The organism is Bacillus sp. FSL R9-9492 (assembly GCF_038007365.1).
GTDB lineage: Bacteria > Bacillota > Bacilli > Bacillales > Bacillaceae_G > Bacillus_A > Bacillus_A mycoides.
The window spans coordinates 4,155,201-4,182,001 of sequence record NZ_JBBOXC010000001.1 but is presented as its reverse complement, the minus strand read 5'-3'; the positions used below and the strand labels follow the sequence as shown (position 1 = coordinate 4,182,001).

33 protein-coding genes and 1 riboswitch are annotated in these 26,801 nt (G+C 36.4%); of the genes, 20 read left to right on the top strand and 13 right to left on the bottom strand.

The annotated features are described in order from the left end of the window. Positions 1-54: 54 nt before the first annotated feature. The 7 genes from bioA (at position 55) to MKY70_RS21205 (ending at position 6,383) form a co-directional block, all read left to right on the top strand. Positions 55-1,488, top strand: a complete 1,434-nt coding sequence (gene bioA, locus MKY70_RS21235; RefSeq protein WP_088034352.1) for an adenosylmethionine--8-amino-7-oxononanoate transaminase — start codon at positions 55-57, stop codon at positions 1,486-1,488. Next, positions 1,488-2,216, top strand: a complete 729-nt coding sequence (bioD, locus tag MKY70_RS21230; RefSeq protein ID WP_088034355.1) for a dethiobiotin synthase — start codon at positions 1,488-1,490, stop codon at positions 2,214-2,216. The genes bioA and bioD overlap by 1 nt, the downstream gene beginning before the upstream one ends. Further along, a complete protein-coding gene (gene bioF / locus MKY70_RS21225) occupies positions 2,182-3,369 on the top strand; it encodes an 8-amino-7-oxononanoate synthase (RefSeq protein ID WP_002088498.1) in 1,188 nt (395 codons plus the stop codon). Before bioD ends, bioF begins: the two co-directional genes overlap by 35 nt. Next, the gene (locus MKY70_RS21220) at positions 3,366-4,106 is read left to right on the top strand and encodes an alpha/beta fold hydrolase (protein ID WP_088034357.1); all 741 of its coding nucleotides are present in this window, start codon (positions 3,366-3,368) and stop codon (positions 4,104-4,106) included. The genes bioF and MKY70_RS21220 overlap by 4 nt, the downstream gene beginning before the upstream one ends. Next, a complete protein-coding gene (gene bioC, locus MKY70_RS21215; protein ID WP_341074557.1) occupies positions 4,072-4,881 on the top strand; it encodes a malonyl-ACP O-methyltransferase BioC in 810 nt (269 codons plus the stop codon). Before MKY70_RS21220 ends, bioC begins: the two co-directional genes overlap by 35 nt. Before the next feature lies 1 nt (position 4,882). After that, a complete protein-coding gene (gene bioB / locus MKY70_RS21210) occupies positions 4,883-5,881 on the top strand; it encodes a biotin synthase (protein WP_002014986.1) in 999 nt (332 codons plus the stop codon). Between the two features lie 181 nt (positions 5,882-6,062). Beyond that, positions 6,063-6,383 (top strand): hypothetical protein, encoded by a 321-nt coding sequence (locus tag MKY70_RS21205; protein ID WP_341025656.1) that lies wholly within the window; start codon positions 6,063-6,065, stop codon positions 6,381-6,383. 23 nt (positions 6,384-6,406) lie between these two features. Here the strand turns inward: MKY70_RS21205 and ribH are convergent, their stop codons facing one another. From ribH to MKY70_RS21180, 5 genes are all read right to left on the bottom strand, one after another. Further along, complete coding sequence (gene ribH / locus MKY70_RS21200) at positions 6,407-6,868, bottom strand: 6,7-dimethyl-8-ribityllumazine synthase (RefSeq protein WP_088034361.1); 462 nt, start codon at positions 6,866-6,868, stop codon at positions 6,407-6,409. Positions 6,869-6,886: 18 nt separating this feature from the next. Then, positions 6,887-8,080 (bottom strand): bifunctional 3,4-dihydroxy-2-butanone 4-phosphate synthase/GTP cyclohydrolase II, encoded by a 1,194-nt coding sequence (ribBA, locus tag MKY70_RS21195; protein ID WP_002033864.1) that lies wholly within the window; start codon positions 8,078-8,080, stop codon positions 6,887-6,889. A gap of 12 nt (positions 8,081-8,092) precedes the next feature. After that, positions 8,093-8,737, bottom strand: coding sequence for a riboflavin synthase (gene ribE / locus MKY70_RS21190; protein ID WP_002088492.1), 645 nt, complete (start codon positions 8,735-8,737; stop codon positions 8,093-8,095). Next, positions 8,719-9,831 (bottom strand): bifunctional diaminohydroxyphosphoribosylaminopyrimidine deaminase/5-amino-6-(5-phosphoribosylamino)uracil reductase RibD, encoded by a 1,113-nt coding sequence (ribD, locus tag MKY70_RS21185; RefSeq protein ID WP_012261664.1) that lies wholly within the window; start codon positions 9,829-9,831, stop codon positions 8,719-8,721. The genes ribE and ribD overlap by 19 nt, the downstream gene beginning before the upstream one ends. A gap of 309 nt (positions 9,832-10,140) precedes the next feature. After that, positions 10,141-10,284, bottom strand: a riboswitch (FMN riboswitch). A gap of 190 nt (positions 10,285-10,474) precedes the next feature. Next, complete coding sequence (locus MKY70_RS21180; RefSeq protein ID WP_001151582.1) at positions 10,475-10,681, bottom strand: CDGSH iron-sulfur domain-containing protein; 207 nt, start codon at positions 10,679-10,681, stop codon at positions 10,475-10,477. A gap of 139 nt (positions 10,682-10,820) precedes the next feature. Between MKY70_RS21180 and MKY70_RS21175 the strand changes: the two genes are divergently transcribed. Further along, the gene (locus MKY70_RS21175) at positions 10,821-11,066 is read left to right on the top strand and encodes a DUF2552 family protein (RefSeq protein WP_002014992.1); all 246 of its coding nucleotides are present in this window, start codon (positions 10,821-10,823) and stop codon (positions 11,064-11,066) included. 10 nt (positions 11,067-11,076) lie between these two features. On the opposite strand, the gene MKY70_RS21170 is transcribed toward MKY70_RS21175, so the two are convergent. Beyond that, entirely contained in the window at positions 11,077-12,000 is a 924-nt protein-coding gene (locus MKY70_RS21170; RefSeq protein ID WP_088034363.1) for an alpha/beta hydrolase, read from the bottom strand. 82 nt (positions 12,001-12,082) lie between these two features. Between MKY70_RS21170 and MKY70_RS21165 the strand changes: the two genes are divergently transcribed. Further along, positions 12,083-12,559, top strand: a complete 477-nt coding sequence (locus MKY70_RS21165; RefSeq protein ID WP_341025655.1) for a GNAT family N-acetyltransferase — start codon at positions 12,083-12,085, stop codon at positions 12,557-12,559. A 114-nt stretch (positions 12,560-12,673) separates the two neighbouring features. Continuing rightward, positions 12,674-13,600 (top strand): LacI family DNA-binding transcriptional regulator, encoded by a 927-nt coding sequence (locus MKY70_RS21160; RefSeq protein ID WP_002143052.1) that lies wholly within the window; start codon positions 12,674-12,676, stop codon positions 13,598-13,600. Between the two features lie 25 nt (positions 13,601-13,625). On the opposite strand, the gene MKY70_RS21155 is transcribed toward MKY70_RS21160, so the two are convergent. After that, on the bottom strand, positions 13,626-14,945 hold the full coding sequence (locus MKY70_RS21155; RefSeq protein ID WP_002014950.1) for a Na+/H+ antiporter family protein: 1,320 nt from the start codon (positions 14,943-14,945) through the stop codon (positions 13,626-13,628). 119 nt (positions 14,946-15,064) lie between these two features. Further along, the gene (locus MKY70_RS21150; protein WP_002143051.1) at positions 15,065-16,063 is read right to left on the bottom strand and encodes an alpha/beta fold hydrolase; all 999 of its coding nucleotides are present in this window, start codon (positions 16,061-16,063) and stop codon (positions 15,065-15,067) included. 131 nt (positions 16,064-16,194) lie between these two features. Between MKY70_RS21150 and MKY70_RS21145 the strand changes: the two genes are divergently transcribed. Further along, positions 16,195-16,671: a ribbon-helix-helix domain-containing protein gene (locus MKY70_RS21145; RefSeq protein ID WP_002014948.1), complete on the top strand. Its 477-nt coding sequence runs from the start codon at positions 16,195-16,197 to the stop codon at positions 16,669-16,671. A gap of 49 nt (positions 16,672-16,720) precedes the next feature. Here MKY70_RS21145 and MKY70_RS21140 read toward each other — a convergent pair whose 3' ends face one another. Together MKY70_RS21140 and MKY70_RS21135 are read right to left on the bottom strand one after the other, a co-directional pair. Next, complete coding sequence (locus MKY70_RS21140) at positions 16,721-17,044, bottom strand: ferritin-like domain-containing protein (protein ID WP_193662404.1); 324 nt, start codon at positions 17,042-17,044, stop codon at positions 16,721-16,723. Positions 17,045-17,209: 165 nt separating this feature from the next. After that, positions 17,210-18,799 carry a bifunctional metallophosphatase/5'-nucleotidase gene (locus tag MKY70_RS21135; RefSeq protein ID WP_088034368.1) on the bottom strand — a complete coding sequence of 530 codons (1,590 nt, stop codon included), beginning with the start codon at positions 18,797-18,799 and terminating at the stop codon, positions 17,210-17,212. A gap of 201 nt (positions 18,800-19,000) precedes the next feature. Between MKY70_RS21135 and MKY70_RS21130 the strand changes: the two genes are divergently transcribed. The 3 genes from MKY70_RS21130 to MKY70_RS21120 all read left to right on the top strand — a co-directional run bounded on the left by MKY70_RS21130 (position 19,001) and on the right by MKY70_RS21120 (position 20,815). Continuing rightward, positions 19,001-19,264 (top strand): YqkE family protein, encoded by a 264-nt coding sequence (locus tag MKY70_RS21130; RefSeq protein ID WP_002014945.1) that lies wholly within the window; start codon positions 19,001-19,003, stop codon positions 19,262-19,264. Positions 19,265-19,332: 68 nt separating this feature from the next. After that, positions 19,333-19,857 carry a GrpB family protein gene (locus tag MKY70_RS21125; RefSeq protein ID WP_002167715.1) on the top strand — a complete coding sequence of 175 codons (525 nt, stop codon included), beginning with the start codon at positions 19,333-19,335 and terminating at the stop codon, positions 19,855-19,857. Between the two features lie 130 nt (positions 19,858-19,987). Beyond that, positions 19,988-20,815 carry an aldo/keto reductase gene (locus tag MKY70_RS21120; RefSeq protein WP_088034370.1) on the top strand — a complete coding sequence of 276 codons (828 nt, stop codon included), beginning with the start codon at positions 19,988-19,990 and terminating at the stop codon, positions 20,813-20,815. Between the two features lie 58 nt (positions 20,816-20,873). Here MKY70_RS21120 and MKY70_RS21115 read toward each other — a convergent pair whose 3' ends face one another. Both MKY70_RS21115 and mciZ read right to left on the bottom strand, forming a co-directional pair. Next, positions 20,874-21,788: an aldo/keto reductase gene (locus MKY70_RS21115; protein WP_002192597.1), complete on the bottom strand. Its 915-nt coding sequence runs from the start codon at positions 21,786-21,788 to the stop codon at positions 20,874-20,876. Between the two features lie 193 nt (positions 21,789-21,981). Continuing rightward, positions 21,982-22,116, bottom strand: a complete 135-nt coding sequence (gene mciZ / locus MKY70_RS21110; protein ID WP_000870297.1) for a Z-ring formation inhibitor MciZ — start codon at positions 22,114-22,116, stop codon at positions 21,982-21,984. 74 nt (positions 22,117-22,190) lie between these two features. Here mciZ and MKY70_RS21105 point away from each other — a divergent pair, with 74 nt between their 5' ends. Further along, positions 22,191-22,730, top strand: coding sequence for an NUDIX domain-containing protein (locus tag MKY70_RS21105; protein ID WP_002014941.1), 540 nt, complete (start codon positions 22,191-22,193; stop codon positions 22,728-22,730). Between the two features lie 23 nt (positions 22,731-22,753). Here the strand turns inward: MKY70_RS21105 and MKY70_RS21100 are convergent, their stop codons facing one another. Continuing rightward, a complete protein-coding gene (locus MKY70_RS21100) occupies positions 22,754-23,305 on the bottom strand; it encodes a GNAT family N-acetyltransferase (protein WP_002145894.1) in 552 nt (183 codons plus the stop codon). 126 nt (positions 23,306-23,431) lie between these two features. Here MKY70_RS21100 and spoIIM point away from each other — a divergent pair, with 126 nt between their 5' ends. The 5 genes from spoIIM (at position 23,432) to MKY70_RS21075 (ending at position 26,745) form a co-directional block, all read left to right on the top strand. Continuing rightward, positions 23,432-24,079, top strand: coding sequence for a stage II sporulation protein M (spoIIM, locus tag MKY70_RS21095; protein ID WP_002014939.1), 648 nt, complete (start codon positions 23,432-23,434; stop codon positions 24,077-24,079). Positions 24,080-24,185: 106 nt separating this feature from the next. Continuing rightward, positions 24,186-24,641, top strand: a complete 456-nt coding sequence (fur, locus tag MKY70_RS21090; RefSeq protein ID WP_000392654.1) for a ferric iron uptake transcriptional regulator — start codon at positions 24,186-24,188, stop codon at positions 24,639-24,641. 103 nt (positions 24,642-24,744) lie between these two features. Next, positions 24,745-24,975 (top strand): YqzK family protein, encoded by a 231-nt coding sequence (locus MKY70_RS21085; protein ID WP_002088473.1) that lies wholly within the window; start codon positions 24,745-24,747, stop codon positions 24,973-24,975. A 6-nt stretch (positions 24,976-24,981) separates the two neighbouring features. Continuing rightward, complete coding sequence (xerD, locus tag MKY70_RS21080) at positions 24,982-25,872, top strand: site-specific tyrosine recombinase XerD (protein ID WP_002143042.1); 891 nt, start codon at positions 24,982-24,984, stop codon at positions 25,870-25,872. A 144-nt stretch (positions 25,873-26,016) separates the two neighbouring features. Continuing rightward, positions 26,017-26,745: a FixH family protein gene (locus MKY70_RS21075; RefSeq protein ID WP_140152420.1), complete on the top strand. Its 729-nt coding sequence runs from the start codon at positions 26,017-26,019 to the stop codon at positions 26,743-26,745. Positions 26,746-26,801 lie beyond the last annotated feature (56 nt).

Here is a 26,801-nt window from a genome sequence, read left to right as displayed (position 1 = left end):
GTTCTTTTTTGAGAACTTTTTGATTTAAAAATAATTGACAGTCATTTGTTTTTAATGTTAACTATATTTATAAATAAGTTAACATTAGGGGTGACAATTGTGGCTGTTAATAGTAACACGAGTGAAAAATCGTCTTATACATATGAAGAATTATCGAAGAAGAATAAAGATTACGTATGGCACCCATTTACACAAATGAAAGATTATTTAGAAGAAGATCCTGTCATTATTGAACGTGGAGAGGGAAGAAAGCTATACGATGTAAATGGAAATGAATATTGGGACGGTGTTTCATCTATTTGGTTAAATGTTCATGGGCATCAAGTACCAGAACTAGATGAGGCAATTCGCGAGCAATTAAATAAAATTGCTCATTCTACTATGCTAGGACTTGCTAACGTTCCATCTATTTTATTAGCAGAAAAAATAATTGAAGTTGTACCAGAAGGTTTGAAGAAAGTATTCTATTCAGACTCTGGTTCTAGCGCCGTTGAAATTGCAATTAAGATGGCCTTTCAATATTGGCAGCATAAAGGAAAACCGAAAAAACAAAGATTTGTTACATTAAAAGAAGCATATCACGGTGATACGATAGGTGCTGTTTCAGTAGGAGCAATAGACTTGTTTCACCAAGTGTATAGTTCACTATTATTTGAGGCAATTAAAATGCCGTATCCATATACATATCGTTCTCCTTATGGAGATAATAAGGAACAAATTGTAAAGAAACATTTAGAAGAAATGGAAGAAATGCTACAAGAAAAACATGAAGAAGTAGCAGCTATTATTGTGGAGCCATTAATGCAAGGTGCTGGTGGGATGATTACAATGCCAAAAGGATACTTAAAAGGGCTTCGCGATTTATGTACAAAATACAATGTATTATTTATTACAGATGAGGTAGCGACTGGATTTGGGCGTACCGGGAAAATGTTTGCATGTGAACACGAGGATGTAACGCCAGACATTTTAACAGCCGGAAAAGGTTTAACAGGTGGTTATTTACCAGTGGCAATTACGGTAACGACAGATGAAATTTATAATGCCTTTTTAGGAGGCTATGAAGAACAAAAAACGTTTTTCCATGGTCATAGTTATACAGGGAATCCGTTAGGGTGTGCCGTAGCAATTGCAAATTTAGAACTATATGAAAAAACTAATTTAATAGAAGATGTTGCGTATAAAGCAGAATATGTAGCGGCACAATTAGAAGCTCTTAATGAATATAAGCACGTAGGAGATATTCGTCAGTGTGGGCTAATGGTTGGTATTGAACTTGTGAAGAATAAGGAAATGAAAGAATCGTTTGAATGGACAGAAAGAGTCGGCGTTCAAGTATGTAAACGTTCAAGAGAGCTGGGCATGATTTTGCGACCACTCGGTAATACGATTGTATTTATGCCTCCTCTTGCATCTACGGTGGCTGAGATTGATGAGATGTTACGCATTTTATATAAAGCAATCTCGGATGTTACGGAGGGAGAGTAATGAGTGGTTTCTTTATAACAGCAACGGATACAGAAGTTGGCAAAACGGTAGTGACAGGAGCATTGGCAGGTATATTTCGAGAGCGTGGACATAATGTTGGTGTATATAAACCGTTGCAAAGTGGACATGTTGCATCAAATCCTGAGGGTGATGCAGCAAGATTAAAAGCATTATCGGGTGTACCGACAAAAGAAGATGAAATTTGTCCGTATTCCATTGAAGAACCACTTGCTCCGAGACTTGCTATGAAAAGAGCTGGAAGGACGGTAATGTTAAAAGAAATTACTGCTCACTATAATGAACTACTAAAAGAGTTTAATAGCCTATTGGTAGAAGGAGCTGGTGGGCTTGCCGTCCCATATACAGAAGACGCTTTAGTGATTGATTTTGCAAAAGAATTAGAGCTCCCTCTTATTGTAGTAGCGCGTCCGACACTAGGGACAGTTAATCATACTGTCTTAACAATTTCTTATGCAAAGGCACACGGTTTAACAGTAGCAGGTGTAATTTTGTCTGGTTGTAAAGAATGTGAAAAAGAAAGAGTGCAAGAAAACAAAGAAATGATTGAGGAGTTAAGTGGAGTACCTGTTTTAGGTTTATTACCATTCCTTGAAGGTGAGTTTACAAGGGAAGAATTATTGGAATCGGTAAAAGAACATATTATGATTTCAAAATTAGAGGAGCTCATCCAAAATGAATCAAATGTGGCGCACGCATCTTCAATCTAAAGTAGAACAATTAAAGGAGCAAGGGCAGTATCGTAATTTACATGTAACAGAGAAAGCGGAAGAGACATGGCTTATTCGAAATGAGAAAAGGATGCTAAATTTAGCATCAAATAATTATTTAGGGTTAGCTGGAGATGAAAGGTTGAAAGAAGCTGCTATTGCCTGCACAAGAAAATACGGAACTGGAGCGACAGCATCTCGTCTCGTTGTAGGAAATTATCCACTGTATGAAGAGGTTGAGAGAAGTATATGTGATTGGAAAGGTACTGAAAGAGCATTAATCGTAAATAGCGGGTATATAGCAAATGTAGGTGCTATATCTGCTTTAGCCTGTCGTCACGATATGGTTTTTAGTGATAAATTAAATCACGCAAGTATTGTTGATGGAATTATATTAAGCGGAGCAGAGCATAAAAGATATCGTCATAATGATTTGGATCATTTAGAAAAGATGTTGCAAATAGCGTCACCAGAAAAGAGAAAATTAATCGTAACAGATACGATTTTTAGTATGGATGGAGATATTGCATATTTGAGAGGCTTAGTTCAGCTGAAAGAGAAATACGGGGCGATCATTATAGTTGATGAAGCACATGCAAGTGGAATATATGGAATCGGTGGAGCAGGATTATCTCATGTAGAAAAAGATATTGCTCAAAAAATTGATATACATATGGGGACGTTTAGTAAGGCTTTAGGGTGTTATGGTGCGTATTTAACGGGTGATTCCATTTATATAGAGTATTTACAAAATATGATGAGAAGCTTGATTTTTACTACAGCTTTACCACCAGGAACATTAGGGGCGATCCGAAAAGCAATTGAAATTGTGAAAGAAGATAACGAAAGAAGAGAGCGACTTATAGAGAATGGTGCATATTTCAGGACGCATTTACAAGAAGCTGGTTTTGATATTGGAAATAGCTCAACTCATATTGTACCGATTGTAGTTGGGTCAAATGAAAATACTTTACGGTTTAGTGAAAGGTTACAAGAGGTAGGTATCGCAGCCATTGCAATTCGTCCGCCGACTGTTCCAGTTGGTAGTTCTCGAGTCCGTTTTGCAGTTACGTCACAACATACAATAGCCGATTTAAAATGGGCTATTCAGCATATTATACGCATTGGCAAAGAAGAGGGGTTTTTAGTATGAAAGAGCTAAAGCTTATTTTTATTCCAGGATGGGGAATGGAAGAAGGTGTTTGGACTTTGGTTCTGCCGTATTTTAAAGGATATTCTGTTCAATGTATAGATTGGTGTAACGTGAAAGAACAAAGTGAGTTTGCGGGGCGAATAATAGATGTAGCGCAGGATGAAAATGTAATTTTAGTTGGATGGTCACTAGGAGCGTTAGCGGCAGTACAAGCTTATAAAAAGATTAAGACCCAAGGTATGGTACTAATTGGTGGTACCGCTAAATTTACCAATACAAGTGACTATACAAGTGGATGGAATTCCTTGCATGTAGAACGTATGAAAAAGAATTTAACGAGAAAAAAAGAAGATACTTTGAAGCGTTTCTATGAAAATATGTTTACAAAAAGTGAGCTGAGGGAGAATACGAGTTTTGAAGAGATTGCGCAGAAGTTTAAAGGAGACTCGATTCAGTCTTTACAATTAGGCTTAGATTATTTAATAGAAACAGATATGAGAAATGAAGTAATAGATATGAAAGCCCCGCTGTTACTCCTTCATGGAGAGCAGGATGTAATATGTCCAGTGTCTGCAGCCCATAGTATGGCGAATAATACGAATGCCAATCTAAAAGTAGTAAGCGGTGCTGGGCATGCATTATGTGTAACGAATTTTGAATATTGCGCAAATGAAATTATTCAATTTGTAGAGGGGATACGACATGATCAACAAAACGTTACTGCAAAAACGGTTTAACGGGGCGGCTGTATCCTACGATCAATATGCAAATGTACAAAAAAAGATGGCGCATTCGTTACTTTCTACATTGAAGGAACGATATAGTGAAACATCATCGATACGTATTTTAGAACTTGGATGCGGGACAGGATATGTAACAGAGCAATTATCAAATTTATTTCCGAAAGCTCATATTACAGCTGTGGATTTTGCTGATGAGATGATTGCAGTCGCGAAAACTAGAAAAAGTTTGGGAAATGTGATGTTTCGATGTGAAGATATTGAACAATTAAAATTAGAAAATCCATATGATGTCATCATTTCAAATGCTACATTTCAATGGCTTAATGATTTAAAAGAGACAGTGAAAAATTTATTTAACTATTTGTCTGAAGAAGGAATATTATTATTTTCCACGTTTGGTAATACGACTTTTCAAGAATTGCATACGACTTTTCAGCGTGCTAAGAAAGAAAAGGGGATACACAATTGTACTTCAATAGGACAACGATTCGTTTCGAAAGAACAGTTAGTGAATATATGCAAAAATCCATTAGGAAATGTACATGTTTCTGAAACGTGTTACATAGAAAGCTTTACAGAAGTTAGGGAGTTTCTACATTCTATTCGAAAAGTAGGGGCAACCAATAGTAATGAAGAGTCTTACTGTCAAAGCCCTTCACTCTTTCGTACGATGCTTCGTATATACGAAAGAGACTTCACGGGAAAAGAAGGGATAATGGCAACATATCATGCTTTATTTACGTATATAACAAAAGAGGGGAAGAGATGAAATGAAACAAGTACAAACAAAAAGGGATTGGAAAAAACTTGCATACGACGTAGTAGAAGAGAAAATGATTACGAAAGAAGATGCAATTGCAATATTAGAAGCTGATGATACAGAGGTTTTAGAAATTATGAATGCAGCTTACATCATTCGCCATCATCATTTTGGTAAGAAAGTAAAGTTGAACATGATTATAAATACGAAATCTGGATTATGTCCTGAAGATTGCGGATATTGTTCACAGTCTATTATTTCAGAAGCACCGATTGATAAGTATGCATGGTTAACACAAGAGAAAATTGTTGAAGGAGCGCACGAAGCAATTCGTCGTAAAGCAGGTACATATTGTATTGTTGCATCTGGTCGTCGTCCGACGAATAAAGAAGTAAATCACGTTATTGGAGCAGTTAAGGAAATTCGTGAAACGACAGATTTAAAAATTTGCTGTTGTTTAGGATTTTTAAATGAAGATCAAGCAGGTCAGTTAGCAGAAGCTGGTGTGCATCGTTATAATCACAATTTAAATACGCATGCCAACAATTATGATAGCATTTGTTCAACGCATACGTATGACGATCGTGTTGATACAGTCCAAAAAGCGAAGCAAGCCGGTATTTCTCCATGCTCTGGAGCAATTTTCGGAATGGGAGAAACGATTGAACAGCGCGCTGAAATTGCATTTGAATTACAACGTTTAGATGCGGATTCTATTCCATGTAATTTCCTTGTTGCTGTAAAGGGTACTCCGCTTGAAGGACAAAAAGAATTAACACCTGTAGAATGTTTAAAAGTGTTGGCGATGATGCGTTTTGTAAATCCAACAAAAGAAATTCGTATTTCAGGTGGTCGAGAACTTAATTTACGTTCTGTACAGCCACTTGGTTTATTTGCAGCAAACTCTATCTTTGTCGGGGACTATTTAACAACAGCTGGACAAGAGCCGACTGCGGACTGGGGTATGATTGAAGATTTAGGATTTGAGATTGAAGAATGTGCGCTATAAGATAGATGAAAAGCAAACTCTTTAAAGGGTTTGCTTTTTTTTGTAAATAAAATGTAATAAAAGTCCATTAACGCTTGATAGTAGTCACTTTTGGACGAGAAAAATAATTTTGTGGACGAATTTTCCAAGCCCTAATTGTACATAGTAAAAATGTAATTTATATCGGGTTGGAGGATTTTACATGTACAAATACATATTAACTATTATGACCTGTCTGATTTTAATAAAAGCGATAAGTGCTGATCCAGTTAAGGCGGCTGAAAATCCTGAACAAAAAGAAATGCAACAAAGAATTGAACAGCATTTTCGAACGAAAGCTGAACATTTTGGGCTTGAAACAGAAGGAAAAGATTTAAAAGAAGTGAGGAAGGAAATTTCTATTATAGAAGAAGCAGAAAAGAGAGAAAATGTGTGGAGAACAGCACAAGCTCTTCGTATAAAAACAGAAGGAAAAACGATGGATGAATTAATAGGAGATGTACGAAAAAAGGTGAGAAAATAAAAAAAGAGGCCGTAGCCTCTTTTTTAAGCCCATTGTTTTGATAAATGAGCCATTTCGATAGCAGCAACTGCCGATTCATATCCTTTATTACCAGCTTTTGTACCTGCACGTTCAATCGCTTGTTCAATTGTTTCTGTCGTTAATACACCGAAAATAACTGGAATGTCCGTTTGTAGTGATAAAGACGCAACACCTTTTGCTACTTCATTACAAACGTAATCGTAATGTGTTGTAGCACCGCGAATTACTGTACCTAATGTAATAACAGCATCATATTTTCCACTATTGGCCATCTTTTTAGCGATTAAAGGAATTTCAAATGCACCAGGAACCCATGCAACATCAATATCATTCTCTTTTACACCGTGACGCTTTAATCCATCTAAAGCTCCGCCAAGTAACTTACTTGTAATAAACTCATTAAAACGTCCAACAACAACCCCAACTTTTAATCCTGTACCAACTAAATGACCTTCGAATACCATAATGTATCTCTCCCTTAATTATAAGTTTAGTAAATGTCCTAATTTGCTTGCTTTCGTTTGTAAATACGTTTTATTTTCTTCTTTTGTTGGCATTTGTAACGGTACACGCTCGGTTACTTCTAAATCGTAACCTTGTAAGCCAGCAATTTTTCGTGGATTATTCGTTAATAATCGTAAACTTTGTAAGCCTAAATCTTTTAAAATTTGAGCGCCAATGCCGTAATCACGAAGATCAGCTGGGAACCCAAGTTTTTCATTTGCTTCTACAGTATCTAACCCTTCTTCTTGTAACTTATAAGCGCGGAGCTTATTCAGAAGGCCAATGCCTCGTCCTTCTTGTCTCATATAGAGAAGAACACCTTTTCCTTCACGCTCAATTTGAGCAAGTGCAGCATGTAGCTGTGGTCCGCAATCACAGCGGCACGAACCAAATACATCTCCTGTTAAGCATTCTGAATGAACGCGTACAAGTACAGGTTCGCCTGTTGAAATATCACCTTTTACGAGCGCGATATGTTCTTTCATATCTAATGAGTTAGAATAGCCAATTGCATGGAAAGTACCGAAATCTGTAGGTAATGTAATTTCCACTTCTCTCGTCACAAGTGTTTCGTGATGGCGGCGATAAGCAATTAAATCTTCTATTGTAATCATTTTTATATCAAATTGTTTTGCGCACTCTAGTAAATCAGGTACACGTGCCATCGTACCGTCCTCATTTATAATTTCGCAAATGACTCCAGCTGGTTCTGCTCCGCAAAGTTTGGCTAAATCGACAGCGGCTTCTGTATGACCAGCACGGCGCAGTACACCGCCTTCTTTCGCAATTAATGGAAAGATATGTCCAGGGCGATTGAAATCAGAGCCTTTTGATGCAGGGTTTAACAATTCTTGTATCGTAGTTGCACGTTCATGAGCACTAATCCCTGTTGTTGTAGAAACATGATCAATGCTCACTGTAAACGCAGTGTGATGTGAATCTGTATTATGAGATACCATTGGTTCTAACTGTAGACGTTCTGCGTACTCCTCCGTAATGGGTACACAAACGAGACCACGACCGTGTGTAATCATAAAATTAATCGTTTCTGGTGTAATGTACTCTGCTAAAGCAATAAAATCGCCTTCATTTTCTCGGTTTTCATCATCACATACGATAACAACTTTTCCTTGTTTTAAATCTTCTAGAGCTTCTTCAATACGATGAAACATTGTGCTTCCTCCTTATAGAAATCCGTTTTCTTGTAAAAAGCTTTCGGTCATTGAACCAGTTCTTTTTGCGGGCTTTGAGATAAAGCGTTCAATATATTTTCCAATCATGTCACACTCAATGTTTACGATGTCCCCGGCTTTTTTTTCTCCGATTATAGACTCGCTTACTGTGTGGGGGATGAGTGAAATTGTAATTGAAGATTCGTCTATATCAAATATTGTTAAGCTAGTGCCATCAACAGCAACGGATCCTTTATGCAAACAATAGCGTAGTAATTCATCAGAAATTGCTATTTTGTAATAGATGGCATTGTAATGTTGTTTTTTAGTTAAAATCGTACCGATGCCATCGATATGTCCGGTGACGAAATGTCCACCGAATCGTCCGTTTGCAGCCATCGCCCGTTCTAAATTCACCTTGGCACTTGGCTTTAGCATACGAAGTGATGTTGCTTTCATTGTTTCAGGCATTGCGTCGACAGTGAATGAAGTAGTCGTAAAAGTAGTTACTGTTAAGCAAATGCCGTTAACTGCGATACTATCACCTAATTTGACATCCGATAAAATTTGCTTTGCGCTAATAGTTAGCTTCATTGCTTCACCACTTTGAGTCATGCTTGATATCGTTCCTAACTCTTCTACGATTCCTGTAAACATTCCGTCACCTCGCTTTTTAAGGTTGCAACAATTTTTATATCATTACCGATTTGTTTCATCTCTTGAATTGTTAAGGAAAGTGCATCTTGTAACTTCGAAAAACCAGCTCCGCCAAATAAGGTGGGTGCATCTTTTCCACCAATTAATTTCGGGCTTATATAGGTCACGATTTCATTAAAACTATTTGTTTTTAAGAAGTTTGCATGCACCGTTTGACCACCTTCAACGAACAGAGAAAGAATTTGTTTCTCACCGAGCAGGGATAGGACATCTTGTATTTCAATTTGCTGTGTTTTCATTTGGAATACAGCTATATTGTTAGATTCATAAGACGCTATTTTCTCTTTGTTTACATCCTTACCGACAATAATCCATGTCGGAGTTAAGCCATCTGTTATGACATGAGAAGATGGCGGCGTTCGTAAGTGGGTATCTAAAATAACGCGTATAGGATGTTTACCTCCGTTTGGAATTCGTGTTGTTAAGTGTGGATTATCAGTTAGAACTGTATTCACACCGACTAGAATAGCATCATGTATATGACGATATTGGTGAACGTCAGCGCGTGCTTCTTCGCCTGTAATCCACTTACTTTCACCGGTTATAGTTGCTGTTTTTCCATCTAAGCTCATTGCTGTTTTTATTGTTACAAAGGGACGTTTCGTTTTCATATAGTGAAAAAAGTATCGATTTAATAAAGTGGCTTCTGCCTCAAGAACACCAGTAGTTACCTCGATTCCAACTTCTTCTAATCTCCTTTTTCCATTTCCGGAAACGAGTGGATTGCAATCAAGAGTAGCAATTACAACACGCTGAACTCCTTTTTCAATGAGTAATTCACAGCAAGGGGGTGTTTTTCCAAAATGGCTACACGGTTCAAGTGTTACATAAACGGTAGCGTCTTTTGCTCTTTCACCAGCCATGTGAAGAGCATGAACTTCAGCATGTTCTTCACCAGCACGCATGTGGGCACCCATTCCAACAATTTTTCCATCTTTAACAACAACGGCACCAACCATAGGGTTTGGGCTTGTTTGTCCCGATGTTCCTTGTGCTAACTGCAAGGCAATCCTCATATATTCTTGATCTGTCATTCTTTTCACCTCTCCTGAAAAAATCAAAAAACCCCAAGGATTTTATATCCTTGGGGTTTGGGAGACGTGATTTCTAGAAATATAGTTCGAATACGAAAGTATAGGAAAGAAACCTAACGATGACTGATATTTTGGCATAAGGAAAAAACCTAGCAAAATATCAAATTCTTTCAACGCTAGTCGTATCTTTTTATTTCAGTATAGAAACATAACTATACAAAATAAAACATATATAAAGATTCAAAATGAAACTTTAAAAATATGCATACTGAAATAAAAGTGTATTCGCTATATAAAATTACTAGAAAACATATCCTTCTCCCATCCAGACTATACTGTCGGCCCTAGAGTTTCACTAGATCCACCGTTTTCGCGTTGAAAACGGGTCACGGACTTAGAAGCTATCGCTTCATCACCGCCGGTTGGGAATTTCACCCGACCCCGAAGGATGTTGTTTGCTCACATTATAGCACAAAAAAGAAAAAAGCATAGTAAAAAATGTTCGAATGTGAAGAATTGTTTGAAAATACATAACGATTTGAATGGGGACGAAAGTAATAGAAATGTTGAAAGGGGAAGGGCTGTATAGGATTTGATCAAAAGAAAAAACATACACAAATAAATGTGCATGCTCTTTAAATATTTATTCTGCCTCTGGTGCTCTAACAACAGACTCGAATTTGCCTTTATGCGAAGCATCGCAATAAGGCATGTTTTTTGATAAACCACAACGACATAAAGAAAATGCTGGTTTTGCTGGGAATACATTCCCTTGTGAGTCAACTAATTCCACGTCCCCTGTAACGCGAAAAGAGCCATTATCATTCACTTTAATTTGTACTTTTGCCAACGTTATCCCTCCTTTCCAAACGCTTACTCTCATCATATAATTAGGGAGAGTACTTGACAATATAAAAAGAGCACTTTGTTTGAGAGAGAAGAGAGTGTTATAATAGTTTTTATAACTGACTAGAGTAAGGTGACGAAAGATGGATAAAAAATTACACACACTACAAAATATTGCAAATGAGCGCACATGGGCATCATTTTTGAATGATAATCATCCATATAGTTTACTTCATTGGTCAATCGCAGGTGTAGGACAAGAACCGAAAGATGTTTGGTTACTTCAAGATGAGGTAACTTTTCAAACGACGGAATTCCCAACGCTAGACGAGGCAGTAAAGTGGATTTCTGAAAATATGGAACAAGTTACAGACGTTTTAGCGCAGTAAAAAAACAGGCTTATGCAAGCCTGTTTTTTGTTTCTTTTACATATGTGTTTAAAAATTGATCGATGGCATCTTCGTACTCTTCTTTATTTTCATTATAAGAGCAAGCGTGTGCACCATGTTCTGCAATATAAAGCTGTTTATTATTTTCTTTCGCTTCATAAAGTGATTTCGTCATATCAGATAAAATATAGTCATCATCTTTACTATGAATAAAGAGAACCGGATTGTTAATACTTTTTATACAATCAATTGGTGAAACTTCACGAATTGTATAGCCATCACGAACTTTTAAAAAGGCATTTGCTAAAGGTAATAAAGGCCATTTTGGCAAATGAAACTCAACTTTCAAACGATGTTGTAACTGTCCATAAAAATCAGAGAAAGGACAATCAGCAATATAAAAATCAGCACCATCTTCTACAAATCCTGCATATTGAAGAAGAGTTGCAGCGCCCATAGATTCACCATGAATTCCGAGTGTAATATTCGTTCCGAAACGATCCTTTAGCCAGTCAACTACTGACTTTAAATCATGTTTTTCATAATAGCCATAACTTGTTGTTTTACCACCGGTTTTACCATGACGGCGATGATCATAAATAAATACGTTATATCCTCTATTTAAAAATAAGTTTGCATATTTAACGGAATTCATTTTATTTACAGTCACACCGTGGCAAAAAATCATAAATTTATTGGAATGACCAGCTGGCATGTAATATCCGTGAAGTTCGTATCCGAATTGAGAAGGGATGTGAACCTCTTCTTTTTGAATAGCCTTAAAATCGTCCAAATGAAAATGCTTTTTCGTTTCGCGCTCTAAAACTTCTTCCTCTGTTTTTTTCTTCAAGTACATAACTTTATTTGTAAAGAAAATCCCAATCGCAGTTAGTGCACCTAGTATAGTAAACAATGCTGTAAAAAAACGTTTCATACTTTACCTCATCCTCCAAATACCTCTACATGTGATACACTAACATTGTATCACAATGATGTGAAAAGGGGAGAAATCGTGTATGGTTCATATACAAAAAATCACACCAGAAATGAAAGAAGCAATTCAGGATTTTATGTGTGAAAACTGGGGAAGCTCAATGATGGTCTCGCGAGGCAGAGTACATCAATTAGAAGAATTACCTGGTTTTATTGCACTTACAAATAACAGAATAGTGGGAATTATAACGTATAAAGTGATAGAAAACATGTGTGAAATTGTATCGTTAAATAGTTTTGAGGAAGGGAAGGGGATTGGTACAAAACTGGTGGATTGTGTATTGCGAGTGGCAAAAGAGAACGAATGTAAAAAGGTGTGGCTTATTACGACGAATGATAATATGAACGCACTTCGCTTTTATCAAAAACGTAACTTCATGATGACGGACTTGTATATTGATGCGGTAAAGGAAGCACGAAAAATAAAGAAAGAAATTCCGTTTATTGGTTATGATAATATCGCGATTTCACATGAAATTCAGCTGGAGTATATTTTCTGAGTAGAGTGGAAATTGTGTAACAATTTTCAGAAATATAAAACAATAACCTTGACGAATGTTATATTTTGGTTTAATTTAAAATTGTAATCTATTACCATATTAAGGGGTGACGATGTGGCAACTATACGTGATGTTGCAAAATTGGCCGGTGTTTCAGTCGCAACCGTTTCAAGAGTCATTAACGAAAAAGGATATGTCCATGAAGATACGGTCAAACAAGTAAAAAAAGCAATTGAAGAATTACATTATAGACCGAATGCTACAGCAAAGCCTTTATTTAAACAGCCTTCAACGGTGATTGCATTACTTGTAGATAATTTGCATAATCCATCATACATCACTTTGCTCCGTTTCGTTGAGGAAATAGCATACAAAGAAGGGTATCAAGTAATAGTTTGTAATATAGAAAATAAGAATAGATACATAGATATGTTGGAGCAAAATAACATTGCAGGCGTTATAATGACGAAATCTGTTTTTCGAAGTATAGGAGAAATCTCACTTCCTTTCGCTGTGCTTGAAGAACGACAATCTCTTATGAGCTATTATGAAAGTGGACAGAAAGCTGTTTCTTTATTAAAAGAGAAAGGCTGCCAGTTTCTTGCTTATATCGGTGAGGGAGTAAAGAGTGAAGAAATGGAAGAGCATGTGGCAGGATTTCTAGATACTGCTTGGAAAGAAGGACTTTCTTATCGAGAGGAAATTGTACAAGGGTATACGAATCAACAGTTTCTTGAATTGTTACAAAAGCATCCATACATAGATGGGGTTGTAGCTTCAAGTGATAAGGTCGCTATTGAGCTAATCAGGGCGGCGAAAACTCTTAATATTCATATACCAGGTAAGTTACAAATCATTGGATTTAACGGGAGTGTAGAGGGTGAATGGATAAGTCCATCATTAACGACGATTGGAAGTTATATCGAAGAAAATGGGGAAATAGCTTTTCAACAGTTAATAGGAAAAATAAAGAAGAAACAAGTGCGACAAGAAGAAGTGGAAACAGAATTTAGGTGCATTGAGAGAGAAACAACAAAGTAAAAGGTGCGTTTTTAAAACGCACCTTTTATAGTGTAATTGCGGCAATAAAGCCGAATATAAGTAACGGTATATTATAGTGTAAAAATGTTGGGACACATGTATCCCATATATGATGGTGCTGACCATCAGCATTTAAACCGGACGTTGGTCCAAGTGTACTATCAGATGCTGGAGAACCTGCATCACCAAGTGCACCAGCTGTACCGATAATTGCGATTGTAGCCATGGGACTAAATCCGAGCTGGACGCATAATGGTACGAAAATTGTTGTTAAGATTGGGATGGTTGAAAAGGAAGAGCCAATTCCCATCGTAACGAGAAGTCCAATAATGAGCATAAGAAATGCAGCAAGCGGTTTATTATTTCCGATTATATGTGCACTCGTTTGCACAAGAGATTCAACATGTCCAGTTTTTCGAAGAACAGCGCCAAATCCAGCGGCAGAAATCATAACAAATCCGATAAAGGACATCATACGCATTCCACTCGTTAAAATAGCATCGGCTTCTTTAAGAGGGAGGCTACCGCTAACTGATAAGACGATAATACCTGCTAAAGCACCAAAAATCATTGATTCTGTTGCTAATTGCACAGTTAATGTAGCGAGTATTGATAATAAACCCAAAGTAATGCTTCTTTTCGTATAGGGAACGATTTCATTCTGTGCAGAATGAATTTGTTCTGTTTCATATGTACGTGGTTTTCGGTATGTAATGAAAACCGCTACACATAATCCGATAATCATACCGATTGCTGGAATAGTCATCGCTTTTGGAATAAGTGCGACATCAAATGTAAGACCGCTTTGCGCAGCATTTGTTTGCAATACGTCATGATAAATTTTTCCGAACCCTGCTGGAACCCACATGTAAGGGGTAATTAACCCAAATGTAATAAGACATGTTACAAGCCTACGATCCACCCTCAGCTCATTTAATACTTTTAAAAGTGCTGGAATTAAGATTGGGATGAAGGCGATATGAACAGGGATAATATTTTGTGAGAAACAAGCCATTGTTAAAATGATAAATAATATAAGTATTTTAGAATAGACTTGTTTTTTCGTGTCTTGTTCGTTGCCGATCCATTTTAAAGCTGATTGGATCATTGCATCAGGAAGTCCTGTTTTTGAAAGGGAAATAGCAAATCCACCGAGCATTGCGTAGCTTAATGCGATAGGAGCACTGTTCCCAAGACCGGCTGTAAAAGTACTGATTGTTTCTGAAATACCGAGTCCGCCGATAAGTCCGCCTGTTAAAGCTCCAACGATAATGGCGACAATGACTTGGACACGTAACAAACTAAGCAGTAGCATGACTGCTACTGCGATGAGTACAGCGTTCATAATAAATGTAATCTCCCTAATTTTTATTCTGTTAAGGCAAGCAAGTGTTTGTAGTGACATATACTTGCGACATATCATTATAAAATGTTTTCTATGAAATGTAAAAGCGCCTTTTGTTATTAATGTTGAAAAGATAGTTCTTGTTTAATTGATTGTAAAGATTTAGCGAATAACTCAGGCTCTTCTAAATCTGGAGAATGTGCCGAGTTTGGAAACCAAATCATCTTTTTAATAGGAGCTTGAATGATATCGCAATATTGTTGAACGAGTGCATAAGGAGTTTGATAATCATAGCGACCAGAACAAAAATAAACAGGAATAGATAAACTTGAAATAGATGAAAAGAAATCGATTGTCAGCATCTCTTCCCATAAAACTCCGGATTTTAAATTTCCTGCGAGAAATTTGAACCAATCTAATAGCGTATATTCAGGAGAAAAGAAGCCTTTTCGTATGAAAGAAAAGGAAGATCCATTTTGGATTGCTCCTCCGAATGTACCAAGCCACTTTCTTTGAATAATGAGGCGTCTCGTATCTAAAAAGGGTGGTTTCCCTAATTTTAAAAGAGAAGCTAATGCCTTTTTATGGTCATGTTTTTTGGCAGAGCTAATTAAATGTTGATATAGTAATTCTTCATTTTGCTTCATATGTACGATTTGACCGATGCCGATGTATGCTTCTATATATTCGGGACATTGATTAGCGATTTGTAGTCCGATAATACTTCCCCAAGAATGACCAGCGAGAAATAGTTTTTGCTTATTAAAGCGTTTGAGAAGATATTGAATAACCTTTTTTGCATCTGAAAAAAATTGATCAATCGTAAGATTTGTTTGGATGTCCCGCCATAAAAAGGATTTACCTGCCCCTCGCTGATCCCAATTAATAACGATAAAGTGCTTTTCTAACTCTTTTTGAAAATGGCGAATAAAGCCGATTTGTGCCATACCAGGGCCGCCGTGACAGCATAATAAAATAGGCTGGTCCACGTTTTGGCCGCGTATAAGGAGAGATTGTTTCCGGTCATTAATCATAACGCTTTCTATCGTAGCGATACTGTTAGGGATTAGTTGCTTCTTTTCGTTGTAAAACTGAGGGGTATGGCTACGAAAAAGCATATGTAAACCTCCTTTTCTTAAATGGTATGAATCGCACAGGCTCTTTCTTTTGCATATACTACTAGAAAATCATTGTATCATAACATACTGGTTTGATTTCAAGTTTAGGCGATTAAGAGAGGAGGGAGAATATGACGATTGGAGAAATTATTGATTCTTTAAATAGACGCGAATCAATCGCTATTATAGCGAAACGGCTTGAAATGAGCCCATATACATTATCAAAGAAATTAAGGGTGATTGGATATGAATATGATGGAGAGCAGAAAAAACGTATCTTTATAGGTGATGGTGAAGAGCCACGTCATTTGCAAATCCAAGAAGCTACTGCCCTTCAATATGCAAAAACAGACTATCAATTACTAATTTATGAACAGTTACAAAGCATTTATGAATTGCTAAGAAAAAGAGAAGAAGTAAGTGTTCAAATTATAAGTAAGAGCACAGAGAAAAAGAAACGAACCTTTTCGATTAATATAGAAGTATTAGCAAGACTAGATGTTATATCGGAATCAAAAGGGATTCAAAAGTCTAAAATTGTAGAAGAAGCACTACAGGAATTTTTGCAACGGTATGATGTTAATCATGAAACGTATCCAGAGAAATAAAAGAAAGGATACTATGTTCCATATAAGAGCGTGTATCCTTTCTTTTATTTCATTTTTTGTTTTGTTTCGAAAAGTAATATAGGAACCAAACGGCATGATTTTGTTCATCAGCTGCTGCGCGCCGAAATGTTTCTTTCACTTGTTGATTTGTCGTTTCGTCAGCAATTTCTAAGTGAAAATCAACTGTTCGTTGCTCATCTTGCCCAATTTCAAGGATTTGAGTTCGTTCATTTATGTCTGGAGCTAAAGTAGCTAATCTAGCATAAAAATGAATGGCGCTATATTCTCCGTTAATTGCTTTCTCAATACTACGAATGTGTTTGTCGTTTCGTCGATACAATGTATCGTCATTGTTTGATAGAAATACATACAAATCTTCCCGTTATAGTTTTCTATATACTACGAAGAAACAAGGGGCTATGTGCGTATCCTTTACTGCACTAGAAGAATGACAATACGTATGACTCTAAAAGAAGAAGCTCCTTGCATATAAAAGGAGCTTCTTCTTTCGAGTGTCACGCACTAGTTAGAATAGTATTTAATTGTTTTTTTGAATACGTCCATCAATAATCGGCTGAATTGGTTCTTTCACTTGTTTTACATAATCGACTAATGCTTCAAAATCGTTTGGACCAGTTTCAGCATTTTTTCCATTTTTAAAGGATACGAATCCATCACCGCCAGAAGCTAGGAAAGCATTTGCAACTACGCTATACGTTTTAGAGGGAACTAATTCTTCACCATTTGTTAAACGGATATTCGTAACCTTTTCGTTATTTGGTTTGTTTGCATCCCAAGTGTATTGAATACCTGAAATTTGAAGTATTCTCGTTGCTCCTTTTTGCCATTGTTGATTTAATATATCACGAATATCTTGACCTGTTAGATCTACTTTAATTAATTGGTTTCCGAAAGGCTGAATGCCGTATAATTCGCCCCATGTAATATCTCCAGCGTCTAGATCATTACGAATTCCACCAGGATTCATAAGAGCGATTTGTGTTTGCATAGTTTGGCGCTGGGCATCCGCAACTAAATTTCCAAGTGTAGATTCACCAGCATCGTTTTGTTTACGGTCGATAGGTGCTGTAGATTTTCCGACTACTTCATTTACAAGAGGTGCGATTTTTTCTTTATATTGATCTAACTTTTGTTTTACTTGTTTATCAGGCTCTACACCTTCATGGTACGTTGTAATAACTTCAGCTTTTTTCTTCACAATATCTTTTGTTTTTCTATCAATCGTTACATCTACATCAGAGAAAGCCATCCCGTAAGAGTTCGCTTGCACGATAAGTTTATTATTTACAGTACCATTTACATACGTATGACTATGTCCACCAAAAATAACATCGACTTCTGGATCTGTTTCATTTGCAATTCGAGTGAGGTCACCGTTTGTTACACCAGACTCATCAGTTGTTCCGCCGACATGTGCAAGAACTACGATAGATTTAACGCCGAGACGCTTTAATTGTTGTGTGGATTTATTAATAGCCTCTACTTCATCAGTGATTTCTACATTTTTAAGCATAGTAGGCATAACGACATTTGGTGTATCCGTTGTAACAACTCCAATGAACCCTACAGGAACTCCGTCAACCATTTTTACAGTGAATGGTGGTAAAAATAAGCGGCCAGTTGATTTATTATAGAAGTTTGCAGCGACATAAGGGAAGTTTGCTCCTTTGAAATTCCCTGTTTTTTCGTGATGTCCACCGTAAATGAGGCGTTTCATTTCATCGATACCCTCATCAAATTCATGGTTTCCGATTGTACCAACATCAAACTTTAAGTCATTTAAAAATTCAATTGTTGGTTCGTCCTGTAATAAAGCAGAAACTGGTGGGCTAGCTCCGACGATATCTCCAGCATGTACGAGAAGTGTATTAGGGTTTTGTTTTTTGCGTTCTTTTAAATAAGTAGCTAAGTAATCAGCACCACCAGCTTCTTTATTGTTAATTTTTTTTACAGTATCTAGTTGACCATGTAAATCATTAATACCAAGCATTTGTACGTCTATGTATCGGTTTTGTTCGGCAGGAGTCTGAGATGGAGGAGCGGCGAATACGCTTGAAAAAGTAATAGTACTTAAAACAGCAACAGCAGGAATAATTTTTTTCCACATAATTAATTTCCCCTTTTTTTATAATCTGACATCATACGACATAATTTTAATAGATTACTAGGATTATATCCATATAAAAATTTAGTTTTTTCGAAAAATTAACATATTTACAAAAGATAAATAATAGAGTAGGGAACCTTTTTTATTGTCGATTTCGCCGTGTATCCTCTATAATGGAGAAAAAAGTAAAAGGTGAATAGTATGAAGAAAAAGAAGCAAAGACAAACACAAAGACACTCTCAAATGAATCAACCAGAGAAAGAATCACTTACACTAGGTGATCAATTGAACGATTCGTTAATGCAACAATTAAAGAATAAGAAAAAAGAGTTGCAAGTGAGAGAAGAGAAAAAAGAGGCAGCAGAACAAGAAAGAAAGCGTAAGGAACAAAAAGAACGTGAAAAGAATAAATCATTTGAAGAACTGTTAAGTGAAAGTAGCCTTACTTGGAAAGACTTTAAATAATAAAAAGATGGTCAGTGAAATGCCGCTGATCATTTTTTTGACGAGTTTGTAAGAAAAGGGGAGTTAGAATGAGGGAAATTGTAGTCGTTCCGTATGAAAATCATTGGAGTGAGAAATTCCAAATGGAAGCCGAAAGATTAAAATCGGCGATGCCAGAAATGGTGAAAGTCCATCATATTGGAAGTACGTCAGTGCCAGGACTGGCAGCTAAACCTATTATAGATATGATTATGGAAGTAGAGAGTATCGACAGAGTAGATCATTGGAATGAACGTTTTAAAGAGCTTGGTTACATCGTAAAAGGGGAAAATGGTATTTCAAGACGTCGTTATTTTATTCATGGGACTGAGGAAAAACGCTCGTATCATTTGCACGTATTTGAAAAAGGGAATCCTGAGATAGTAAGGCATTTATCGTTTCGTGATTACATGATGGCTCATTGCGAAGAAGCAGAGGCATATGCAAATTTAAAGAAAGAACTAGCGGAAAAATATACATATGATGGCACGATGTATACGGAAGGAAAAAATGAGTTTGTACGTAATGTTGATGAAAAAGCGAAAGAATGGAAAGGAAATAACGTGAATGACTGAGTTCACGTTATTTTTTTAAATGTGTATAAAAGTATTATGTAAACTGTACGTATGTTTTGACTTTTTGGATGAATCTTGTTGAAATAAAGTTGTGGTTTATAAAAATGTAACAATGAAAGGGAGAAAGACTGTGCATATTCCAACAACTACACTTCATAATGGTGTGAAAATGCCGATGATTGGTCTAGGCGTTTATAAAGCGAAAGAAGGCGACGAAGTTAAACAAGCAGTAAAAACAGCGTTAGAAGTTGGATACCGTTCGATTGATACAGCAACTGTATATGAAAATGAAAGCGGTGTCGGAGAAGCGGTTCGTGAATCTGGAATCCCGCGAGAAGACTTGTTTATTACAACAAAAGTTTGGAACGACGATCAAGGGTACGAGGAGACGCTCGAGGCGTTTGAAAAAAGTTTAAAGAAATTACAAATGAAGTATGTAGATTTATATTTAATCCATTGGCCGATAAGAGGGAAGTATGTTGATACGTACCGTGCTTTAGAAAAGCTATATGAAGAAGGTAAAGTGCGCGCGATTGGTGTTTCTAATTTTCATAAACATCATTTAGAACTGTTATTACCAAATTGTAAAGTGAAGCCGATGGTCAACCAAGTGGAACTTCATCCGATGTTAGCGCAATTTGAATTGCGTGATTTCTGTCAAGGTGAGCAAATTCAAATGGAAGCATGGAGTCCTTTAATGAGAGGCGGCGAAGTATTCCAGCATCCAATTATTCAGGCTATTTCTAAAAAATATGAAAAGTCACCTGCACAAGTTATATTAAGGTGGGATATTCAAAGTGGGATTGTGACTATTCCTAAATCTGTTACGCCATCTCGTATTAAAGAGAACTTTACTATTTTTGATTTTTCATTAACTGAAGAAGAGATGGATCAAATTAATACGTTAAATCGTAATTTACATGTAGGAACGAATCCTGATAAATATGATACGTTATAAAAAAAGACTGCCGCCTAGTGTTGGGGGGCAGTCTTTTGCTTTTATCGGTATCAATATTTTAGCGATGCAAAGCATATGAATCATACTTAACAATCTTTTGAAGTTGTACATATTCTTCTTTTGTTAAAGATAACTGTTGGCTAGCTTGTATATTTTCTTGCAATTGTTGAATAGAGCTTGCACCAGGTATAACAGCTGCAACAGTTTCGTTATGTAAGCAATATTGAATAGCTGTTCCTGTTAAAGAGCTTTCTCCGATTATTTCTTTTACACTCGCGAGTGTCGAATATAACTCATCGTAAGAATAAGAGAGGTAATCTTTTTCTTTTACTCTTTCTATCTTTCTTGCATTATTGTTAGTTAAAATCCCTTTTGCAAGTGGTCCGCGAGCAATAACGCTAATTTGCTGTTCATTAAGAAGCGGGAACCATTCTTCAGGGCGACGATTTAAAAGGCTGTATTCCATTAATATGCTAACGATATTTGATCGTTTTGCATACTCACGAATGACATTTGGACGTATAGAAGAGATACCATAATGACGAATAATCCCTTCTTTTTTTAATTCTTCAAAGGCTTCAACTGTTTCATCTATAGGATCTTCAATCGTCCCGCCATGCAGTTGATATAAATCAATATAATCTGTTTGAAGTCTACGTAAACTCTCTTTTACTTCGGTCTTTATATAAGCTTTAGAAGGATCCCAAGACCAACCGTTTTTTTCTTCTGTCCATCGATTTCCAACCTTTGTTGTAAGAACAATTTGGTCGCGTTTTCCTTTCAGAGCTTTTCCAACAAATTCTTCATTTAATCCATAATCGTATAAGTCCGCTGTATCAAAAAAATTAATTCCTAAATCGATTGCCTCATCGATAATACGCATAGCTTCAGCCTCAGATGCACCGAGAGACATACAGCCAAATCCAATTTCCGTAACATATAAATCTGAGTTTCCTAATTGACGTTTTTTCATAGGTCAACCTCCTTACCTTTATTGTACGAAAGGGGAAGGAGGTTGACAAACGTTTACTTTTTGCCCCGCTATTTGCGGGCAGTAAGACTCCCACCTTAAACTTCGGCATATGCGAGGAAGTTAGGTGGGAGATTAACTGCCCGTAAAAGCCCGATTGGTGTGGGCTAATAATCAGAGGGGATGCCCCCTCTGATTAAAGTTTCACTTTATTTGCTGTAATCCACTCTTGTACAGTTGTATACTCTTTGCCATATTGTTTTAGCTTATGACGAATTTGCCATGCTTTGCCGACTAAAGTGACGCGATTTGGTAAAATGTAAACTTTCATTTCTATCACGCTCCTTTCAATGTGGTAAAATGTATGAAGAACGATTAGGAAATAGAACAGGGAGATGAAGTAGTATGAGTAATCTTGCAGAAAGAACAGTAAAAACTGAACCGATTTTTGATGGTAGAGTTATAAAAGTTCGTGTTGATGATGTAGTATTACCAAATGGAGAAATGAGTAAACGTGAAATCGTAAATCACCCTGGGGCAGTTGCTATTATTGCTATTACTGATGAGGGGAAAATTGTACTCGTTGAGCAGTATCGTAAAGCTCTCGAAAAGGCAATTGTGGAAATTCCTGCTGGGAAGTTAGAACCTGGGGAAAAGCCAGAGGTAACAGCAGTTCGTGAATTAGAAGAAGAAACAGGATATGTATGTGAAAATATGGAGCTTATTACATCTTTCTATACATCACCTGGTTTTGCAGATGAAATTTTATATGTATATAAAGCGACAGGATTAAAACAAAAAGAAAATAAAGCAGCTTTAGATGAAGATGAATTTGTGGAATTAATGGAAGTGTCATTAGAAGAAGCGATTGATCTTATGAAAGACCTTCGCATACATGATGCTAAGACGATGTTTGCAGTACAATATTTACAATTACAAAAATAAACACTCGCCTAAGGCGAGTGTTTTTAGTTGATTTTTGCATATACACGTGCATCGCGTAAGCTGCCATCGGGTGCTAGGAAATCATTTTCCATTGTACCTTCTAAAATAAATTCTAGACGTTCTGCTAAGTTACATGCGTTTATATTTGTTGCATCAGTACGAATTTCAATTCTTCTAGCACCTAGTTTATCAAATGCAAATTGAATCGCACCTTTAATGGCTTCTGTCATATAGCCATGCTTTGTATAAGCGCTATGTAGCCAAAAGTGAAGTGAAAACTTTGGAATATCCCAGTTTTCAGGCTTGAGCGTAATAGCTCCGATGAATGTACCAGATACTTTATCGTATAAGTGGAAATCAAGTGTTTCACGAAGTAAAAACTGTCCGTGAGCTTCGCGAACAATTTCTTCAGCACGTTCTTCTGTTTCAGCTGTAATTGGCACCCATGGTAATAAGTCTTCTAGCGAAGCTTGGATTGCTTCATATACTTCTGTGCCATCACCTGGAAACGGCTTACGTACTTGCAAGCGCTCAGTTTGAAATAATGTTGGAAAATCTAATAATAATGGTTTCAAGAGAAATCCCTCCTATTCTCTACTTTTTAGTTTAGCAAAGTAGAGCGGAATTTCAATGCTAATTCGTCATACTTTTTTTCTTTCTTTCATACATTTTTAGTAAGAGTGTGAACGGAGGGAAGGAAAATGTGGCGAAAAACGTGGCAAGACCGTGTAATGTCTCACATACAGGAAAATTCTTCACTATATATATTTAATGCGGTTTTATTACTGATGGGAGTAATATTTGGAGCGATTCTTGTGAATAGTTTACAAATAAACCAAAAGCAAGATTTATCATTTTATTTACAGCGTTTTTTTGGACAAGTTTCTAAAGGAGAATTTGCTGTCGCAGGCGAAATGTTTCGAGAAAGTTACTTTTCGCAATTAAAATATATCGGCTTTATTTGGATTTTGGGGATTTCAATTATTGGGTTGCCGCTCATTTTTATCTTACTATTTTTAAAAGGGGTAGTTGTTGGATTTACAGTAGGTTTTTTAGTAAGTCAGCACGGATGGAATGGACTATTATTAGCATTTGTATCTGTATTGCCACAAAATTTAATTATAATTCCTGTATTTCTCGTAATGACAACAATTGCTGCAAGCTTTTCCTTACGCATGATTAGGCATCAATTTATTCGGAAAATAACTGAGCCACTATTACCGTTATTAATTCGCTATACATGCTTTTTTCTCGTGATTGGAGCGGTATTAGCTATTGCTTCCAGTGTTGAAGTGTATGCATCACCAGTTTTAATGAAAGAAGTTGTGGAGGCTATTAACAAACAATAAATGTTTTTTGAGAATAATTATCAATTTGTTTTTATTGTTTTTCTTTTGACAGGAGCCCTTCTTCTGATATAATGGTGTAAGAGTGGCGAGGAGGGAGTAGTACCGAATGGAAGAAAGAATTGAACGAATTAAGAAGCAATTACATGCAGCGAGCTATAAATTGACACCACAACGTGAAGCAACAGTTCGTGTGCTGCTAGAAAATGAAGAAGATCATTTAAGCGCAGAAGATGTATACCTCCTTGTAAAAGAAAAGTCGCCAGAGATCGGATTAGCAACCGTTTATCGAACTTTAGAGTTATTGTCTGAGTTGAAAGTTGTCGATAAAATTAACTTTGGAGACGGTGTTTCGCGTTATGACTTACGCCAAGAAGGTGCACAGCGTTTCCATCATCATTTAATCTGTACACAATGCGGTGCTGTACAAGAAATACAAGAAGATTTACTTGGTGAAGTGGAGAATAAAGTGGAACGAGACTGGAGCTTTAAGGTGAAAGATCATCGTTTAACATTCCATGGGATTTGTAAAAATTGTCAAGAAAATGAAACGGATGAAAAATAACCTTTTCCTATTTAACTAGGAAGAGGTTTTTTATTTGAATAAGGTATAAATTGGTGAAAGCTTGGCATATGTTGTAATAACTTATATTTTGGAGGAATTTACAATGCGCCGAGCTTTAAAATTAACTTTTGATGGGATGAAAGTATTTTTATTATTTACAAGTTGTACGATTTTGTTTTATTTCGCTATACTATGGATAAATGAAGAATATGAAAGTTACCATCGTTATGAAAAGCCAAAAGAAGAGACTGTAGAAAAAGTATCAGGGAATGAGGAGCCGGAAAAGGATGCTTTCGTAAATAGAATGATGTTTTTCTATGAAAATGGGGAGTAGTGTAGATTGGAAGATCAATTAAAAGATTTTATTCATTATATGATTGTTGAAAAAGGTTTAGCGAAAAATACAGTTGTATCTTATGAACGCGATTTAAAAAGCTATGTGAAGTATTTGCAAAATGTAGAACAAACGAAGACGTTTCATGAAGTGACACGCTTGCATATTGTTAACTTTTTGCAGTATTTAAAAGAAAACGGGAAATCTTCAAAAACATTGGCGCGTCATATTGCATCGATTCGTTCGTTTCATCAATTTTTACTTCGTGAACGAGCAGTGGAGCATGACCCATCGGTACATATTGAAACGCCACAAGGGGAACGGAAATTACCAAAAGTATTATCAATCGACGAAGTGGAAGCATTGCTTCAAACACCGAAAACGGCAAGTGCTTTTGGGATTCGTGATAAGGCAATGTTAGAGTTGTTGTATGCAACAGGACTTCGTGTTTCAGAATTAATTGCATTAAATTTAGAAGATGTGCACTTAACGATGGGATTTGTTCGCTGTATCGGGAAAGGGAACAAAGAAAGAATTATTCCACTAGGAAGCTTAGCGACAGAAGCGATTCAAAAGTATATTGAAAAAGGAAGAAGAGAATTGATGGGTAAAAAAGCAGTAGATGCGCTCTTTTTAAACCATCATGGTAATCGATTATCGAGACAGGGATTTTGGAAAATTTTAAAACGGCTAGCGAAAGAAGCGAATATTGCAAAAGAGCTTACACCGCATACGTTGCGTCACTCTTTTGCTACGCATCTATTAGAAAATGGGGCAGACTTACGTGCTGTACAGGAAATGCTTGGACATGCAGATATTTCGACGACACAAATTTATACGCATGTTTCAAAAGCTAGATTAAAAGATGTATATAAACAGTTTCATCCGAGAGCATAGTTACTATGCTCTTTTTTTCATAGATTCAAAAGGCTATAGCACTTCACAAAAACTTCACAAACATTTCGTACATTGTTTTCAGCAGAAGACTAGAATATTACAATGTATTTCCTCTATACTAAATAAGGTATGAAGGAGGAAATGATGATGAAAAAACTTATTATGACTTTATTTATCGCGATGCTAGCATTGGCTGGCTGTAATACAAACAAAGAAGAACCGAAAAAAGAACAGAAACTGGAAGCTATAAAAGTAGCGGTTCAAACGAATCCGAAAGAAATTAAACCTGGTGAAAAAACAGAAGTACAAGCACTTGTTACACAAGGAAAAGAAAGAGTAACGGATGCTGATGATGTAAAGTTTGAGATTTGGAAAGATGGCGACGAGAAACACGAGATGTTAGATGGTAAGCATAAAGGAAAAGGTGTTTATGCAGTAGAGAAAACATTTGAAACTGATGGAGTATATCATATTATTCCTCATACAAATGCACGTGAAATGCATGTTATGCCAGAAACAAAAGTCGCTGTAGGAAATGCAAAAGTAGAAGATGCGAAAAAAGAAGAAGGTCATGGGGATCATAAAAGTGATACGATGATACATCTTATGGCTGGTGATATTAAAGCAAATGCTGAATCAACAATGAAAGTTCATTTGAAGCAAAAAGAAGAAGCGTTAACTGGTGCTGAAGTACAACTTGAGATTTGGAAAGACGGCGTTGAAAAACACGAATTTATTCCGGCGAAAGAGGGGAATAAAGGGGAGTATGAAAGTAAACATACTTTCAAAGAGAATGGTGCTTATAAAGTGAAAGTTCATGTAAGAAAAGGTGAACTACATGAACATAAAGAAGAAACAGTAGAAGTAAAATAAAAAGTAGCTCTTTAGAGCTGCTTTTTATTTTTATATTAGGAAATATGTTATAAAAT

Excerpts from the sequence above, each read along its gene's own strand:
- bioA (WP_088034352.1), top strand. The coding sequence starts at position 55 with ATGTTAACTATATTTATAAATAAGTTAACATTAGGGGTGACAATTGTG.
- bioD (WP_088034355.1), top strand. The coding sequence starts at position 1,488 with ATGAGTGGTTTCTTTATAACAGCAACGGATACAGAAGTTGGCAAAACG.
- bioF (WP_002088498.1), top strand. The coding sequence starts at position 2,182 with ATGAATCAAATGTGGCGCACGCATCTTCAATCTAAAGTAGAACAATTA.
- MKY70_RS21220 (WP_088034357.1), top strand. The coding sequence starts at position 3,366 with ATGAAAGAGCTAAAGCTTATTTTTATTCCAGGATGGGGAATGGAAGAA.
- bioC (WP_341074557.1), top strand. The coding sequence starts at position 4,072 with ATGATCAACAAAACGTTACTGCAAAAACGGTTTAACGGGGCGGCTGTA.
- bioB (WP_002014986.1), top strand. The coding sequence starts at position 4,883 with ATGAAACAAGTACAAACAAAAAGGGATTGGAAAAAACTTGCATACGAC.
- MKY70_RS21205 (WP_341025656.1), top strand. The coding sequence starts at position 6,063 with ATGTACAAATACATATTAACTATTATGACCTGTCTGATTTTAATAAAA.
- ribH (WP_088034361.1), bottom strand. The coding sequence starts at position 6,868 with ATGGTATTCGAAGGTCATTTAGTTGGTACAGGATTAAAAGTTGGGGTT.
- ribBA (WP_002033864.1), bottom strand. The coding sequence starts at position 8,080 with ATGTTTCATCGTATTGAAGAAGCTCTAGAAGATTTAAAACAAGGAAAA.
- ribE (WP_002088492.1), bottom strand. The coding sequence starts at position 8,737 with ATGTTTACAGGAATCGTAGAAGAGTTAGGAACGATATCAAGCATGACT.
- ribD (WP_012261664.1), bottom strand. The coding sequence starts at position 9,831 with ATGACAGATCAAGAATATATGAGGATTGCCTTGCAGTTAGCACAAGGA.
- MKY70_RS21175 (WP_002014992.1), top strand. The coding sequence starts at position 10,821 with ATGGATAAAAAATTACACACACTACAAAATATTGCAAATGAGCGCACA.
- MKY70_RS21170 (WP_088034363.1), bottom strand. The coding sequence starts at position 12,000 with ATGAAACGTTTTTTTACAGCATTGTTTACTATACTAGGTGCACTAACT.
- MKY70_RS21165 (WP_341025655.1), top strand. The coding sequence starts at position 12,083 with ATGGTTCATATACAAAAAATCACACCAGAAATGAAAGAAGCAATTCAG.
- MKY70_RS21155 (WP_002014950.1), bottom strand. The coding sequence starts at position 14,945 with ATGAACGCTGTACTCATCGCAGTAGCAGTCATGCTACTGCTTAGTTTG.
- MKY70_RS21150 (WP_002143051.1), bottom strand. The coding sequence starts at position 16,063 with ATGCTTTTTCGTAGCCATACCCCTCAGTTTTACAACGAAAAGAAGCAA.
- MKY70_RS21145 (WP_002014948.1), top strand. The coding sequence starts at position 16,195 with ATGACGATTGGAGAAATTATTGATTCTTTAAATAGACGCGAATCAATC.
- MKY70_RS21135 (WP_088034368.1), bottom strand. The coding sequence starts at position 18,799 with ATGTGGAAAAAAATTATTCCTGCTGTTGCTGTTTTAAGTACTATTACT.
- MKY70_RS21130 (WP_002014945.1), top strand. The coding sequence starts at position 19,001 with ATGAAGAAAAAGAAGCAAAGACAAACACAAAGACACTCTCAAATGAAT.
- MKY70_RS21125 (WP_002167715.1), top strand. The coding sequence starts at position 19,333 with ATGAGGGAAATTGTAGTCGTTCCGTATGAAAATCATTGGAGTGAGAAA.
- MKY70_RS21115 (WP_002192597.1), bottom strand. The coding sequence starts at position 21,788 with ATGAAAAAACGTCAATTAGGAAACTCAGATTTATATGTTACGGAAATT.
- mciZ (WP_000870297.1), bottom strand. The coding sequence starts at position 22,116 with ATGAAAGTTTACATTTTACCAAATCGCGTCACTTTAGTCGGCAAAGCA.
- MKY70_RS21105 (WP_002014941.1), top strand. The coding sequence starts at position 22,191 with ATGAGTAATCTTGCAGAAAGAACAGTAAAAACTGAACCGATTTTTGAT.
- spoIIM (WP_002014939.1), top strand. The coding sequence starts at position 23,432 with ATGTGGCGAAAAACGTGGCAAGACCGTGTAATGTCTCACATACAGGAA.
- fur (WP_000392654.1), top strand. The coding sequence starts at position 24,186 with ATGGAAGAAAGAATTGAACGAATTAAGAAGCAATTACATGCAGCGAGC.
- MKY70_RS21085 (WP_002088473.1), top strand. The coding sequence starts at position 24,745 with ATGCGCCGAGCTTTAAAATTAACTTTTGATGGGATGAAAGTATTTTTA.
- MKY70_RS21075 (WP_140152420.1), top strand. The coding sequence starts at position 26,017 with ATGATGAAAAAACTTATTATGACTTTATTTATCGCGATGCTAGCATTG.